Source organism: Candidatus Eremiobacteraceae bacterium, from assembly GCA_035314825.1.
GTDB lineage: Bacteria > Vulcanimicrobiota > Vulcanimicrobiia > Eremiobacterales > Eremiobacteraceae > JAFAHD01.
This window is the reverse complement of sequence record DATFYX010000071.1, coordinates 15,962-30,052: the sequence shown is the minus strand read 5'-3', so window position 1 is coordinate 30,052 and position 14,091 is coordinate 15,962. Positions and strand designations below refer to the sequence as shown.

The 14,091-nt window shown below is 65.6% G+C and carries 12 protein-coding genes; 5 read left to right on the top strand and 7 right to left on the bottom strand.

Annotation, left to right across the window (positions count from 1 at the left end; genetic code table 11):
- Nucleotides 1-237: 237 nt before the first annotated feature.
- Nucleotides 238-852: an SDR family oxidoreductase gene (locus VKF82_09745; protein ID HME82346.1), complete on the top strand. Its 615-nt coding sequence runs from the start codon at nucleotides 238-240 to the stop codon at nucleotides 850-852.
- A gap of 36 nt (nucleotides 853-888) precedes the next feature.
- Here VKF82_09745 and VKF82_09740 read toward each other — a convergent pair whose 3' ends face one another.
- From VKF82_09740 to VKF82_09710, 7 genes are read right to left on the bottom strand one after another with little or no spacing between them, the layout of a single operon-like run.
- The gene (locus tag VKF82_09740) at nucleotides 889-1,596 is read right to left on the bottom strand and encodes an ABC transporter ATP-binding protein (protein ID HME82345.1); all 708 of its coding nucleotides are present in this window, start codon (nucleotides 1,594-1,596) and stop codon (nucleotides 889-891) included.
- Entirely contained in the window at nucleotides 1,589-2,800 is a 1,212-nt protein-coding gene (locus VKF82_09735) for an ABC transporter permease (GenBank protein HME82344.1), read from the bottom strand. Before VKF82_09735 ends, VKF82_09740 begins: the two co-directional genes overlap by 8 nt.
- The gene (locus VKF82_09730; GenBank protein HME82343.1) at nucleotides 2,793-3,992 is read right to left on the bottom strand and encodes an ABC transporter permease; all 1,200 of its coding nucleotides are present in this window, start codon (nucleotides 3,990-3,992) and stop codon (nucleotides 2,793-2,795) included. The genes VKF82_09735 and VKF82_09730 overlap by 8 nt, the downstream gene beginning before the upstream one ends.
- On the bottom strand, nucleotides 3,989-5,419 hold the full coding sequence (locus VKF82_09725; GenBank protein HME82342.1) for an efflux RND transporter periplasmic adaptor subunit: 1,431 nt from the start codon (nucleotides 5,417-5,419) through the stop codon (nucleotides 3,989-3,991). Before VKF82_09725 ends, VKF82_09730 begins: the two co-directional genes overlap by 4 nt.
- On the bottom strand, nucleotides 5,416-6,810 hold the full coding sequence (locus tag VKF82_09720) for a TolC family protein (GenBank protein ID HME82341.1): 1,395 nt from the start codon (nucleotides 6,808-6,810) through the stop codon (nucleotides 5,416-5,418). Before VKF82_09720 ends, VKF82_09725 begins: the two co-directional genes overlap by 4 nt.
- Nucleotides 6,807-7,538: a YIP1 family protein gene (locus tag VKF82_09715; GenBank protein HME82340.1), complete on the bottom strand. Its 732-nt coding sequence runs from the start codon at nucleotides 7,536-7,538 to the stop codon at nucleotides 6,807-6,809. Before VKF82_09715 ends, VKF82_09720 begins: the two co-directional genes overlap by 4 nt.
- Before the next feature lie 19 nt (nucleotides 7,539-7,557).
- Complete coding sequence (locus VKF82_09710) at nucleotides 7,558-8,256, bottom strand: hypothetical protein (protein HME82339.1); 699 nt, start codon at nucleotides 8,254-8,256, stop codon at nucleotides 7,558-7,560.
- 195 nt (nucleotides 8,257-8,451) lie between these two features.
- Here VKF82_09710 and VKF82_09705 point away from each other — a divergent pair, with 195 nt between their 5' ends.
- The 4 genes from VKF82_09705 (at nucleotide 8,452) to VKF82_09690 (ending at nucleotide 14,041) form a co-directional block, all read left to right on the top strand.
- On the top strand, nucleotides 8,452-8,988 hold the full coding sequence (locus VKF82_09705; GenBank protein HME82338.1) for a hypothetical protein: 537 nt from the start codon (nucleotides 8,452-8,454) through the stop codon (nucleotides 8,986-8,988).
- A gap of 79 nt (nucleotides 8,989-9,067) precedes the next feature.
- Complete coding sequence (locus tag VKF82_09700) at nucleotides 9,068-10,795, top strand: ribonuclease J (GenBank protein ID HME82337.1); 1,728 nt, start codon at nucleotides 9,068-9,070, stop codon at nucleotides 10,793-10,795.
- A 6-nt stretch (nucleotides 10,796-10,801) separates the two neighbouring features.
- The gene (locus VKF82_09695) at nucleotides 10,802-11,701 is read left to right on the top strand and encodes an ABC transporter permease (protein ID HME82336.1); all 900 of its coding nucleotides are present in this window, start codon (nucleotides 10,802-10,804) and stop codon (nucleotides 11,699-11,701) included.
- 60 nt (nucleotides 11,702-11,761) lie between these two features.
- A complete protein-coding gene (locus tag VKF82_09690; GenBank protein HME82335.1) occupies nucleotides 11,762-14,041 on the top strand; it encodes a DNA translocase FtsK 4TM domain-containing protein in 2,280 nt (759 codons plus the stop codon).
- The last annotated feature ends 50 nt before the right edge of the window (nucleotides 14,042-14,091 follow it).

Below are 14,091 nucleotides of genomic sequence, written 5' to 3'. Positions count from 1 at the left end.
CCCTGCGCTAGGCCGAAAATGCGAAAAAATGGCGGGTCACCGCGCCTGCGCATGGGACCGCCCATGCATTACTTTACCTAAAATTCCGATGGATGTTCCTGGGACGATTCTGGGGTTTTGAATGTCCCATATCGTGGTCCGAAAATCCTATGTTTGGGGCATTAGCACTATAGCATTGAGAGTGCTAACCGGTCAAGGAGACGTAGCGAACAGTCGCGCACCCGCATCGGTGAAACTATGAACGTAGTCGTTTTCGGCGCGTCAGGCAGGACGGGCCGGCTGGTGGTCGAGCTGGCGCTTGAGAAAGGCCACTCAGTGACCGCCTTTGTCCGGGAGCGCTTTCCGGAGGCTCCCGACCACCCCAAGTTGCGGGTAGTCGTCGGCGACGTGTTGGATGCCGGCGCAGTGGACGCCGCAGTCGCCGGTCAGGAGGCGGTGGTCTCTGCTGTCGGGCCAGGGCCGGGCCAGCGCGATCCCGTCTGCTCGGAATCCATCGCGCGCATCATAGACGCGATGAAGCGCCACGCAGTGCAGCGCTTGATCGTGATCACCGCCGCGACCGACATCGAAGGCGGCTTCCTCTTCGATAAGGTGGTCCGACCGTTATTTCTGCGCGAGGTCTACGAGGACAAAGAGCGCCAGGAGATGGCGATCTTCAAGAGCGGTCTCGACTGGACGATCGTGCGCCCGCCGATCATGCGCGACGGGCCGCGCACCGGCGCCTACCGGCTGGCGATCGGCGAGGCCCCGAAAGGCGGCTGGCGCGTGTCGCGCGCCGACGTGGCGGATTTCATCGTGCGCGAGCTGCCGCGTAAAGACTACGTGCACCAAGCCCTGGTGATCGCCTACTAAAGCGCCGTAGCGGTCGAATTTATTCGACCGTCGAGTTTACTCGACCGTCGCCAGCGTCCGGTTCGCGACCGCCTCGTCCTCGATCACCAAGCCGTCGCGCAGGCGGATGATGCGTTTCGCGTACCTGGCGATGTCCTCGTCATGCGTCACCATGATGATCGTGTGTCCCTCGTCGTTGAGCTGGGCGAAGAGCGCCATGATGCCCCCGGCGGTGACCGAATCGAGGTTGCCGGTCGGCTCGTCGGCGAGGACGAGCGCAGGGTTGTTGACGAGCGCGCGCGCGATCGCCACCCGTTGCTGCTGGCCGCCTGAGAGCTCGTTGGGCCGGTGATAGGCGCGATCGGCAAGACCGACCTTCTCGAGCACCTCCATCGCTTTAGCTTCGCGGTCTTTGTCGCCCACATAGAAGAGTGGTAACGCGACATTGCGCACCGCTGACGTGCGCGCGAGCAGATTGAAGCCCTGGAAGACGAAACCCAGTTTCTTCAAACGGACGGCGGCGAGCTCTTGATCGCTCTGTGCGGCGACGTCGACGCCGTCGAGACGGTACACGCCGGTCGTCGGCTTGTCCAGGCAGCCGATGAGGTTCATCAAGGTGGACTTGCCCGAGCCGGATGGACCCATGATGGCGACGTACTCGCCCGGCTCGATCGTGAACGAGACGCCGCGCAGCGCAGGAACCTCGATGTCGCCGATATGATAGATCTTTGAGACCTGCTCCATCAGCACGACCGGTTCACTCATAGCGCAGCGCCTCGATCGGGTTGAGGTACGATGCGCGCACAGCCGGGTACGTGCCGAAGAGCACGCCCACGCCGGCCGAGAACAGGATCGACACCGCGATGATAGGACCCCATGCGAACGACACGAGGTTCGGCGTGAGCTGCTTGACCCACACGTGGATGACGAGTTCGGCCAGGCCCACCCCGATGAGCATGCCGATCAGCCCTCCGATGAGGCACAACAGCAGCGCCTCGACGAAGAATTGCAAGATGATGTCGCCGCGCGTCGCGCCGATAGCCTTGCGGATGCCGATCTCGCGCGTGCGCTCGGTGACCGACACCAACATGATGTTCATGATGCCGACTCCGCCCACGATCAGCGAGATGCCCGCGACCACGCCGATGACGCCTGTGAGGATGCCGAACACCCGTTGGATGCCGTCGTTGAGCTGCTTGATGTCGCGCTCTTCGTACTGCGCGCGCTCACCGTGGATCCGCTTGAGCGCGGCGATCGCCTCGTCCGCCACGTGCGTGAGCTGCGAGCTGTCCGGGGCGACGATGGTGAGCCCGAAGACATAGGTGTAGCCGAGCTGCGGGATCAGCGTGTAGGGAATCGTCACGGTGATCAGCCCGGCCTGGCCAGTGCTGAGCAGCCCCCCTCCGACCGGCGGGGCTTGAACGCCGACCACCTCGAAATCGCTGCCGTTGAGGCGTATGAGCTGCCCGATCGCGCTGCCCTCGTCGCCCAGCAGCTCGTGACGGGCCTGCGCCGATAGGATCGCCACCCGGCGATGCGCGGAAAGATCCTGATCGTCGAAAAGGCGCCCTTCCGCAAGCGGTGTCGTGTCGGTCCCTTGGCCCGCGCCGGCCGTCACCACGCGGATCGTCTTGTCCTGATGGTTGACGCGCGTCTCCATCGGCAGCAGCATGACCGGCAGCACGTCCTTGGCGTCGGTCAGCTCGCGCTTCAAGCGCAGCGCGTCGTCGTAGCGGATCTGGGCCAGCAGCGGGTCGGGCTGCTGCTGCTTCGGGAAGACGATCGCTGACGCGAGCGAGTACGGCGACAGGATGTTGAGCACCGTCTTGGTGGTCGAGTCGCCCACCGCCAGGATCGCGATCACCGAGCCGACGCCGATGATGAGTCCGAGCATGGTGAGCAGCGAGCGCATCGGGTTGTGCCACAGCACGTCGAGCGCTTGACCGATGAACTCGGCGATCTTACTCATGGCGCAGGCATTCGATCGGCGAGAGGCCGGCCGCGCGCGCCGCGGGGTAGGTGCCGAAGAAGATACCGATGAGCACCGAGAAACCGACCGATGCCGTCAGGATCGGGAACCAGTTGATCGAGCCGGCGTGGCCTGCGAAGCCGCCCGCGATGTACGAGTTCGCCGCCAGCGCCACCGCGACGCCGACGAGGGTGCCGATGAGTCCGCCGATCAGCGTGATGGCGATCGCCTCAGCGAGGAACTGCCACATGATGTCGCGGCGCGAGGCGCCGATCGCCTTGCGGATACCGATCTCGCGCGTGCGCTCGATGACCGACACGAGCATGATGTTCATGACGCCGATGCCGCCGACGACCAATGCGATGAAGCCGATGGCCGAGATGCCGATCGCGACGTAGGCGATAACGCTGAGGAATATCGACGCCTGCTGCGAGAAATCTTGGCCTTCGAACGCGGCGCGCGAGCCGTGCACGCGTTTGAGGATGCCCACGACGTCATCGATGACGGCGCCCGAGGATTCCCCCGGTTTGGGGTAGACTTGAAGGTACGTGATCTGCGAGTTCGCCAGATGGTGGTATGCGGTGTACGGGATGTTGATCGTGTAGTCGCTGCCGGCCGCGCCGCTGAGGATGCCGGCGCTGATCGGCGCGTACACGCCGACGACCAAGAACCGTCGCTCCGCGACGCGCACGTATTTTCCGACCGCCGGTCCGTCGCCGAACAGCCGCTGTTTGGCCGGCATGAAGAGATCGGCCACCTGACGGGCGCCATCGATGTCGTCGCTGGTGAAGCGCCGCCCTTCCGCCATGGGCAGCTTGTCGACGATGTAGTCGGTGTCGGACTGCAGCTCGTAGGCGTCGTTGGTGTGGCCGGAGCGGATCGTGACGAACTCATCGTAGAACGGGAACACTTTGAGGCAGCGGGAGCAGGCATCTCGCACGATCGCGACGTCCTGCCATTGCAGCTGCACGGTCTTGAGACGGCGCGCGCCGGTATCGGGAAGAATGATGATGCCTTGATCGCCGAACATCCCCAAGGTCACACCCATCGCAGACGAGGCGCTTTGTCCGAGCGCGAAGATCGCGATGACCGCCGCGGTGCCGATGACGATGCCGATCATCGTGAGGATCGAGCGCGCGCGGTTGGCCCACAGCGTCTCGAACGCCGCACCGAAGAACTCCCAGAGCTTCACGAGCCCGGCGATGCGCTCGGCGACGGCGACGCGGCCGGCGTCGCCTTCACCTTGGCGCCATCCTTGAGCAGCTTGACGTTGGTCGTCGCGACGGCGTCGCCGCTCTTGAGCCCCTTGGTGATCACCACGTCCGTGTCGCTTGCAAGGCCCTTGCTGACCTCGACCTTGCCGGCTTTGCCGTCTTTCACGACGAACACGTAGTGCTTGCCGCCGTCGTCAAGGATCGCGGCCAGCGGGGCGACCAGCGCCCCGTCGGCCTTGCCGGTGATGATGTCGACATCGCACGACATGCCGGCGCGCAGGAACGCATAATCGCGATCCAGCGAAATCGTCGTCTCGACGTTCTTCGCGCTGTTGCCCGCTTGATTGACTTGCAGCACGACCGCCGCGATGTTCGTGACCGCGCCGGGCAGCGAGTGGCCCGGGAAATCTTCGCCGGTGACGATCGCGTGCTGGCCGACTTTCACGTTGATGATGTCCTGTTCGTCGACTTGCGCCTTGACGACCATCGGCCCCGCGCCGGCGATGGTGAAAAGCACTTCGCCGGGCGTGATCGCGTCGCCGACGGCGAGCGGCGCCGTCGAACCCGTGGTGGGCGCGCTGCCCAATTGCTGGATGACGCCGTCGAACGGAGCGCGCACCTCGGTGTCTGAGAGATTGGACGAGTGCAGAGCCAGCGTCGCCTGGGCCGACGCGACCTGAGCCTGCGCGCTGGCCAGCGAGATGCGGTCGGCCGAGATCTGCGAATCGAGCTGACCGCCGGTCTCGCGCAGCTGGACCTTGAGCAGATCGTACTGCCGCTGCGCCGCCTGCTGGTTGGCCACCGCCTCATCGTAGGCGGCCTTGTCCTTGTCGAGCTGCTGGCGCGGCAAGCCGTTGATCTTGTACAGCTCTTGGTCGGCGTCGTACGTCTCCTTCGCGGTCTGCAGGCTCAGCTTCGCCGAGGTCAGCGTTTGCTGAGCCTGGACCAACTGCGACGCGCCGGACAGACCGATCGATGAAGCGCCAAGGCCGCCCGAGATCTGCCCTTCGCTCTTGGCGTTGATGTCGGCTTCCAGCCTGGCTTGCGCGCCAGAGAGCGTGGCCTGCGCTTGGGCGACGGAAGCTTGATCGGCGGCGACCGTGCTGGCGATCTCCCGGTCGTCGAGCTTCATGAGCAGGTCGCCTTTGCGCACGCGTTGACCCTCGCGCACGCCGATCTGCTGGATATTGCCGGTCGAGGCGGCGGAGATGGTGGTCGTCTGCGGTCGCGAGAGCACGCCGTTCTCCGGTAGCTTCACCGTCAGCGTCGTCGGCTTCATCACGACCGTCGTGGTCTCGACGGCCTCGGGTCCGTGCCGTCCGGCGACTCCGATGCCGATGATCAGCAGCACCGCCGCCACGATGATGGCGATGCGCCAGCGCGTGTTGGCCCAGATCTTCTTCATACCGCCCCTGTCAGCGTGCCGGTCGCGAGCTTCAAGCGCACGATGCCGAGCACGTATTCCACTTGCGCCGTGAGCAGATCGCGCGCCGCCGTCAAGTATGACTGCTGCGCAGCGGCCACATCGGTCTGCGTCGCGAGGCCTACCTTGTATTGCACGGCAGAGATCAACGCTGCTTGGCGCGCGACTCCGACGTTGCTCGTGGCCAACGTCAGGTTCTGGCGCTCGACGAGTATCCGGCGCACGGCCTGGTCGACGTCGATGATCGCCTGCTGCTTGGCGCTGAGCAGGTTGGTGGTCTGCGCGTCGATCTGCCGGTGCGCGCTCGCGTGACCGGCATGGACGGTGCCGTAGTCGATCAACGGCAAGGTCCATTGCGAGACGATCGAGATCTCGTAGAAATGCGAACCGCCCGGTCCGCACGACGACGGCGGAAAACCTTCGCTGACGCATTGGTTGTAGAACTGCGCGTTGTTGGTGGGAGACACTTGGTTGCCCCACGCCCCGTTGAGCGCGAGATTCGGGCGATTGGGCGCGTCGACTTGGTAGTTCGCGATCACGGCGCTGGTGAGTTGCGCTTGCGCGACCGCGATCTCCGGGCGGTTCGCCAGCGCGACCTGGTCGAGCACTTTTTGGTCGAGATTCGGGAGAGGCGGCTCGGGCGGCGCCTGCGGCAGCGCGAACTGCTGGCCGATCGGCGCGTTGATGAGCTGGGCGAGATTCTCGCGCGCATCCTCTTCGTCCGCGCTGGCGGACGCGAGCTGCTCAAGCGCGGTGGTGTATGCGACTTGGGCCTTGAGCTCGTCCAGACCCGCGACCTTGCCGGCTTTGTAGTTGGCTTCGGCGATCTGGGTCAGCGCACGGTTGTAGTTGACGTTCTCGTCCGCGACCTCGGTGAGCTGGCGGTCCTGCACGAGTTTGTAGAACGAGGTTTCGGTGTCCGAGATCGACTGCTCGCGGGCCAGATAGAGCTGCTCGTTGGCTTGGTCGTACGCTTGTTTGTCAGCGCGCGCTTGGTAGATGTTCGTGAGGTTGATGCCGTTGAAGGTGCCGGTGACCGCCGCGGTGTTCTGCGAGAAGTTGGGCGCCGGCGCCACGCCGATCACCGCGTATTGGCCAAGGCCGGTGCTCTTGTCCATCTGATTCTGCAGCTCGCCGGCGACGGTCGGCAGCGTAAGGGCTCGCGCGGTAGCCAAGGTTGCGCCTGCCTCGGCGGCCGACGCGACGGCTTTGAGCACTGAGGAGTTGTGCGCCAAGCCGAAGTCGACGGCTTGCGCCAGCGTCATCGGCTGCGTCGGCGAGCCGGACGGCGCAGGTGCCGGCGCCGGCGCAGCGAGAGCTGGACCAGCCCACGCCGCGAGTGCGGCGGCAGCGAACAGCGCGCGTGCGGTCATTTCGCTGTGAGTGCCAACACACCGGCCCCGAGCAGCGCGATGACGGCGACCGTGATGATGGCGGGAACGCGACCCATCTTCATGACCTGCTCCAGCGCGATCACGGCGACGATGAAGAACCAGATGCTGACGACGTTGAACCCATACAAGAACCCCGCGAGCTTGGGCGAGCCGTGCACGAACATGGCGAGCGACGGCAGTCCGTACAGATCGGCGGATGAGTTGACGTTCTCCACGCCGCGCAGCATGACGATGACGCCCGCCACGATGGTGCCGAGGGCGGGGATGATGTACAGATTGACCGCTATGACCCAGGCGCTCTTGAAGCGCGCTTCACCGCCGCCCAGCGCAGCGCCGATCATATAGATCAGCGCACCGACCAGCCAGTAGATCCACGGTCCGATCACGGCGCCGACGACGCCGGACACGGAATAGACCGCCTCCGGGATCTTCGACATCGCTTCGCGCGCGGTCGCGGCTTTGTCGGCGCTCATCTGCGCGAGCTGCGCCTCCTGGGTGATGTGGATGAAGTGCAGCGTCGCCGGCATGACGATGATGGTGCCCAGCACCGTCAAGATGATGCCGATGACCGCAGCCCAACCCCATGTCGGCACCCGGGCCAGCGTGGCGAACGCTTCGCCCGGCGCGTACAGGACCTTCAGGTACGTCACGAAGCCATTGGCTTGCTCTGCAGGCGGTTGTGCGATCGTCTCCGGTGCGCTGCTCATTGCCCCTCCTTAGACATGTTCAAGGATGTTTGGTCAAACTGATGACGAGCGATTGCGAGGGCACGTCGATCTCGTCGACGACGCCCGTATTCGGATCGAACCAGACCGAATATGCGATCGGGGAAGCTATGGCGACCGCCACATCGGCCGCCGGCAGGCCCGACGGTTTGTTCTGCGGCGCCGGGTCGACCGTGATTGCGAAGATGCGCGAGGCAGTCGGCACCGCCACCGTGAGACTGTTCGCCTTGGTCGCTTGCAGCACGGCCGGCAGGGTGAGGAAGCTGAGCACAAGCGATTGGTCCTGCACGATCATCGCCTGCGTTCCAAAGATCATCTTGACGGGCACGCTCAAGCGCTCGCCATTCTGGATGAAATAACCGCTGCCGCCGGAGTACGCGAATTTGACCTCTTGCGTCTTGCCCGACGACATGGTCGAGCCGTCAAACGACAGCGGCGTCAGCGAGTCCGCGATGACGGTCAGGTCGGCGGTGAGCTGCACCGTGCCCACGGCGGTTTGATTGACCGTCTGGGTCTCGCGGATGCTGGTGACGCTGCCCGAGCGCCTCACCGTCACCGTGCTGGTGGCGATGACCGAGTCGCCCTGGCGCAGCGAATAATCGTAGGTGCCGTCTGGCGGAAGCGCCGCCTGCGCCGTCGCGGCGGCGGCCGCGATGGCCGCGAAGCCCGCGGCGGCAGAAACGAATATCCGAGTGCTCACGTGCGTCTCCCCTTCGGGCGTCGTCTTAGGCGCCGACATCCATAATTGCGTCATTTGTCCGCTCCGTGCCTGTCCTGGCGGAGCGATTTCGCCAACCGGACGCAGCACATCCCGCGGCGTGACCTAAACGTCGCGCTTGCCCGCTTCGGTGGAGCATTTGAGGGGGCGGCGCCGAGTCTTGACGACGCGCGGCAGGTGGGGGATGAGCAGGGCATGTTCATCGTCGCACTCGTGGCCGCGGGCGCGCTGGCTGCACAGCCGCCCGCTATCTATAGGAAGAAACCGCATCGTCCGCCGCCGCTGGCGGCGTTCTCGATCGGTCCATCCGTCGCGCAGGAGCGCGCCTTGCGGCGCCGAGTCATCCGGCTGGCGCGCATCAAGATGCTCGAACGGCGCCAAGCGATGCTCTTCGCGTTCCTCGCCAAGTCGCACACCGAAACGCCGTTGTTCGCCGACGCGTCAGCGGTGGACGTCGGCGGCGGGGTGCTCGTCGGGCCGACGACGGTGACGTTGGATTTCTTGGGCAGTCCGATCATCCGCGCGACCGTGCGCAACGCGTCGAAGGCGCAGGTGTCACGGGTGCTCACCGCGCGCCTGCGAACGAGCGATGGCGAGGTGCTACGGGTCAGCGTCGCACTTGAGCCGCTCGAACCAGGCGCGTCGCGCCGGATTGAACTGCTGAGCCCGTCACGCGGGAGACCGAGCTCGGTGACATGGAGCGCGACGCCTTAGGATACAAGTCGCGGCAAACGGGGCGCGCAGGCCCGTCACTGCAGGCCTCGCGCCGCTCGCGCCTTAACTCTGATAAGGCATGCAACATGAATATTTCGCGCTCTCGCCGCGCCAAGGCGAAGAAGGCGTAACCAAGACCCCCACCGGCCCGTATCTGCGGGTCGTTCCGCTGGGCGGCTGCGGCGAGATCGGCCGCAACATGTCCGTCTACGAGATTAACGACGACATCGTCGTCATCGACGCCGGCGTCCAGTTCCCAGAAGAAGAGATGCTCGGCGTCGATCTCGTCATCAACGACATCTCGTACTTGCTCGAACGCAAGTCCAAAGTGCGCGGCCTGCTGCTGACCCACGCGCATGAGGACCACATCGGCGGTGTCGCCTACTTCCTCGCCCAGCTCAACGTGCCGGTGTTCGGCACCGACGTCACCATCGCGCTGCTGCGCGGCAAGCTCAAAGAGCACAAGCTGCTGGATCGCGCGGATCTGCACGTCGTCGAGCCAGGCGAAGAGATCCATCTCGGATCGTTCACCGCGGATTTCATCTCGATCACGCACAGCGTCGCCGGGTCGTGTTCGATCGCGCTGCAGACGCCGGTCGGCACGGTCGTCCACACCGGCGACTTCAAGTTCGACCAGACGCCGATCGACGGCCATCCGTCCGATATCGCCACGCTCGCGCAGTACGGCGAAGAAGGCGTGCTGCTGCTGTGCTCCGACTCGACCAATGCCGAGACGCCGGGCCACACGCCGTCGGAGCGCGTCGTCGGCGAGACCTTCAACGACATCTTCGCGCACTGCGACGGGCGCATCATCGTCACCATGTTCGCTTCCAACGTGCCGCGCCTCCAACAGACCGTGGACGCCGCCGCCAAGTACGACCGCAAAGTGTGCTTCGTCGGGCGCAGCATGCTCAACGTCTCGAACATCGCGATCGAACACGGCTACTTGACGCTCGCGCCCGGCCAGCAGATCCGCGAACACGAGATAGACGACTATCCGCCGAACAAATTGGTCATCTGCACGACCGGCAGCCAAGGCGAACCGACCTCGGCGTTGGTGCGCATGGCCGCTCGCGATCATCGTCGCGTCAAGCTCGTCAGCGGCGACACGGTGATCCTGTCGGCGACGCCCATCCCCGGCAACGAACGCAGCATCGGGCGCACGATCAACAACCTCTTCAAGTTGGGCGTGGACGTCATCTACGGCCGCCAGCGCATGGCGCACGTATCGGGCCACGGCTGCCAAGAAGAGCTGCTCATGATGCTCAACCTCACCAAGCCGAAATACTTCATGCCCGTGCACGGCGAGTACCGTATGCTCGTGCAGCACGCGCGCCTCGCGCAGCAGACCGGCGTCGAAGCTTCACACATCTTCGTCGTGGACAACGGTGAAGTCGTCCAATATACGACCGGTGGTGCCGAGAAGGTCGGACGGATCTACGGCGGCCCGGTCTACGTCGACGGATTGGGCGTCGGCGACGTCGGCGAGGTCGTGCTGCGGGACCGCAAGCATCTATCGGTCGACGGCATGATCGTCGTGACCGTCTCGGTGGACAGCTCGGACGGCAAGGTGCTTGCCGGTCCGTACATCACGTCGCGCGGCTTCACGTTCGGCCAGGCGGGCGAACGCGACGGCGTGCTCGAGGAAGTCCGCCGCGCGGCGGTCGACATCATGGAGAGCGGAGCGCGCGCAGGCCTCACCGAGTGGACCGCGATCCGTGAGCACGTGCACAAGGGCCTGCAGAAGTTCATCTACGATCGCACGAAACGCCGGCCGATGATCGTGCCGGTCGTCATGGAAGTCTAGAGGGCGTTGTCCCAGGCGATCCTCACGGCCGACGAGGCCCGGATCGAGACGCCGCACGTCGGCGTGGCCGAAGACGCCTGGCGGCGTTTCCGCAAGAGCCCCTCAGCGCTCATCGGATTGACGATCATCGTCGTGCTTGCGGCCTGCGCGATCTTCGCGCCGTGGCTCTCGGAGCACCGCGATCCGCTTGCGCAGAACCTGGCGGCCACGACACTGCCGCCGTCGTTCGCTCATCCAGCCGGTACCGATAAGCTCGGCCGCGACATCTACACGCGGCTGCTGTACGGCGCACGGCTGTCGGTCGAGATCGGCTTTATCAGCGTCGGCATCGGCCTGGCCATCGGCACGCTTGTCGGGTTGATCGCCGGCTACTGGGGCAAGATGCTCGACACCGTGCTCATGGGCGGCATGGACGTGATGCTGGCGTTTCCCAGCATCTTGCTGGCGATCGCGATCTCGGCCGTCCTGGACCAGCGCGTCAGCGATGTCGTCAAGATCTTCCTGGCGGTCGGCATCGTCGGCATTCCCGTCTATGCGCGCATCGCGCGCGCGTCGGTGTTGCAGATCAAAGAGATGGAATATGTCGAGGCGGCGCGCGCGGTCGGCAACAGCACGCCTATGCTGCTGTTCCGCTATCTGCTGCCCAACATCGCCGTGCCGCTCGTCGTGCAGGCGACGCTCGGCGTCGGCACGGCCGAATTGGATTCGGCGGGGTTGTCGTATCTCGGCCTTGGCATCCAGCCGCCGACGGCGGAATGGGGCTCGATGCTCAACGACGCGCGCGACTACTGGCTCAACGCGCCCTGGGCGTTGCTCTTCCCCGGACTTGCCATCTCGATCACCGTGCTGGGCTTCAATCTGCTGGGGGACGGGCTGCGAGACGCGCTCGACCCGAAGACCGCGTAAGCCGCCTTCAGTCGCTGTGTGCCGGGGGAAGGCCCGGATTGGCTCTCGAACGCCTGTGCGGTGGCTAAGACCACGCTTATGAAGCGCACGAAGGCGGCGCGCTCGCGGCGGGTGGACCCGCTTCCGGGCCTCACCCTGAACTTCGAGATCCTCGGCGTCGCGCTCTACGTGATGGCGGGCCTGCTCGCTATCGCGCTTATCAACGCTCCGCGCGCCGGCGTCTTCGGCGCGTTGGCCAACGCGACCATGCATGCATGGTTCGGGGGTGCGGCGTGGCTGGCCGTGCTCGCGCTCACGGTCATCGCATCGATCATCTTTCTCGAGATCCACGTGCCCAAGATCATGGCGGCCTTCGCCGCGTGTGCAGCGGGAGCGTTCCTTGCCCTTGCCGGTTTCTTCGGCATGGCAGGCGCAGGCGGTCTGGTCGGCGATGCGATCGCGCATGGGCTCAGTGCGCTGTTCGGCATCGCCGGTGCGAACATCGTCCTGGGTTTCGTCGTCGTCGCGTGCATCGTCACGCCGACGGGCATCTCGCTCAAGCGCGTGCTCGGCTCGGTCGGGTCGTCGCTTGCAACCGCCGCGAGCGGGCTTGCCGACACGACGCGCGAGGCGCTGCGCAGATCGAAAGACGCCAACGACGCGGCACACGAGCGACGCTTGGAGGAAGAATCACGCCAAATCGCGCGGACGCCAGACGCGCCGGCGCCGCTGCCGACCGAACCATCGGCGGAGGTCGCCGCAGAAGCGGCCGCGCCGGCTGACGCCATCGAGCCACTGGTGGTGATCGAGCCGGCCGCCGTCCAGTCGTCAGCAGTCGACACGCAGGCGCCACCGAGCGAGACGCTCGAGGCCGCCGAGCCCGCGCCGCCTGTCCGGGCCGAAGCGCGCGCGAAGACACCCCGAGGCGTTCAGCGGTCCGAGGGCGGCTACCGCCTGCCCGACTTCGCGCTCTTCAATCCTCCCGAGAAGCGCGTGCAGAGCGAAGCCAGCGCCGCCATGCTGCTCGAGGAGACGCTCGCGTCGTTCGGCATCGCAGGCAAGGTGACGCACATCGAACGGGGGCCGAGCGTCACGCGTTACGAGATCACGCCGGGGCGCGGCGTGAAGGTCAGCGCCATCAAGTCGCTCTCCGACAACATCCAGCTCGCGCTCGCCGCGCACAGCGTGCGCATCGAGGCCCCGATCCCCGGCAAAGCCGCGGTCGGCATCGAGGTGCCCAACAGCGCCGTCTCGACCGTCGCGATCCGCGAGATCCTCGACCACGTGCCCAAGGGCGAAGGCACGCTCTACTTCGGCCTCGGCAAAGACATCACGGGCCGTCCGATCGTCGCCGATCTCACGCGCATGCCGCATCTGCTCGTCGCCGGCGCGACCGGCGCGGGCAAGAGCGTCTGCCTCAACGTGATCCTCGCTTCGTTGCTGGCGACGTGCACGCCCGACCAGGTGCAGATGCTGCTCGTCGATCCCAAGCGCGTCGAGCTGGCCGAGTACAACGGCATCCCGCATCTGATCGCCGATTGCATCACCGATCCGAAGCTGGCCGCGGGCGCGCTCTACGAGCTCACCAAGGAGATGGACGCGCGCTACGAGCGCTTCGCGCAGGCCGGCGTGCGCAAGATCGAAGAGTTCAACCTGGCGCGTCCGGCCGAGCGCCTGCCGTACATCGTGGTGGCGATCGACGAGCTCGCCGACCTCATGCTGGTCGCGCCGACGCGCGTCGAGACGTCGATCTGCCGCATCGCGCAGCTCGCGCGCGCGACCGGCATCCACCTCGTCATCGCGACTCAGCGCCCGTCGGTCGACGTCATCACCGGTTTGATCAAAGCGAATATCCCGTCGCGCATCGCGTTCGCGGTGTCCTCGCAAGTCGATTCGCGCACGATCCTGGACATGGCAGGCGCCGAACGCCTGCTGGGCAGAGGCGACATGCTGTTCCTGCCGATCGACGCGCCCAAGCCGCTGCGCGTCCAGGGCGCGCTGGTCACCGGTCCGGAGATCGAGCGCTTGTGCGAGTTCTGGCGCGAGCAGGCCGACCCGGCCAACCGCATCGCCATCTCGCCGTCAGAGCTTGAAGACGACGGCGGCGGACCGGCTGACGAGCTCGCGCTCGACGCCGCGCGGATCATCGTGGAGCGCCAGATGGCGTCGGTCGCATTGCTGCAGGCCGAATTGAAGATCGGACACCCGCGCGCGGTCCGGCTGATGAAGATACTCGAGCAATTCCGCGTCGTCGGGCCGGCGGAAGGGACCAAGCCGCGCCGCATCTTGGTCGGCGATGCGGACTTGGAAAATCTTGCGACAATTCTCGCACCGCGGAACCGCGCGCAGACGCTGTTGTAACCCGCGCGCCGGTCACAGGCGGCCTCGCGCGCAGCGCCGAACTGCCCGCC

What these genes read in the sequence shown, in the direction of transcription:
- VKF82_09735 (HME82344.1), bottom strand. Translation starts at nt 2,800, where the DNA reads ATGAGTAAGATCGCCGAGTTCATCGGTCAAGCGCTCGACGTGCTGTGG.
- VKF82_09720 (HME82341.1), bottom strand. Translation starts at nt 6,810, where the DNA reads ATGACCGCACGCGCGCTGTTCGCTGCCGCCGCACTCGCGGCGTGGGCT.
- VKF82_09745 (HME82346.1), top strand. Translation starts at nt 238, where the DNA reads ATGAACGTAGTCGTTTTCGGCGCGTCAGGCAGGACGGGCCGGCTGGTG.
- VKF82_09700 (HME82337.1), top strand. Translation starts at nt 9,068, where the DNA reads ATGCAACATGAATATTTCGCGCTCTCGCCGCGCCAAGGCGAAGAAGGC.
- VKF82_09725 (HME82342.1), bottom strand. Translation starts at nt 5,419, where the DNA reads ATGAAGAAGATCTGGGCCAACACGCGCTGGCGCATCGCCATCATCGTG.
- VKF82_09715 (HME82340.1), bottom strand. Translation starts at nt 7,538, where the DNA reads ATGAGCAGCGCACCGGAGACGATCGCACAACCGCCTGCAGAGCAAGCC.
- VKF82_09740 (HME82345.1), bottom strand. Translation starts at nt 1,596, where the DNA reads ATGAGTGAACCGGTCGTGCTGATGGAGCAGGTCTCAAAGATCTATCAT.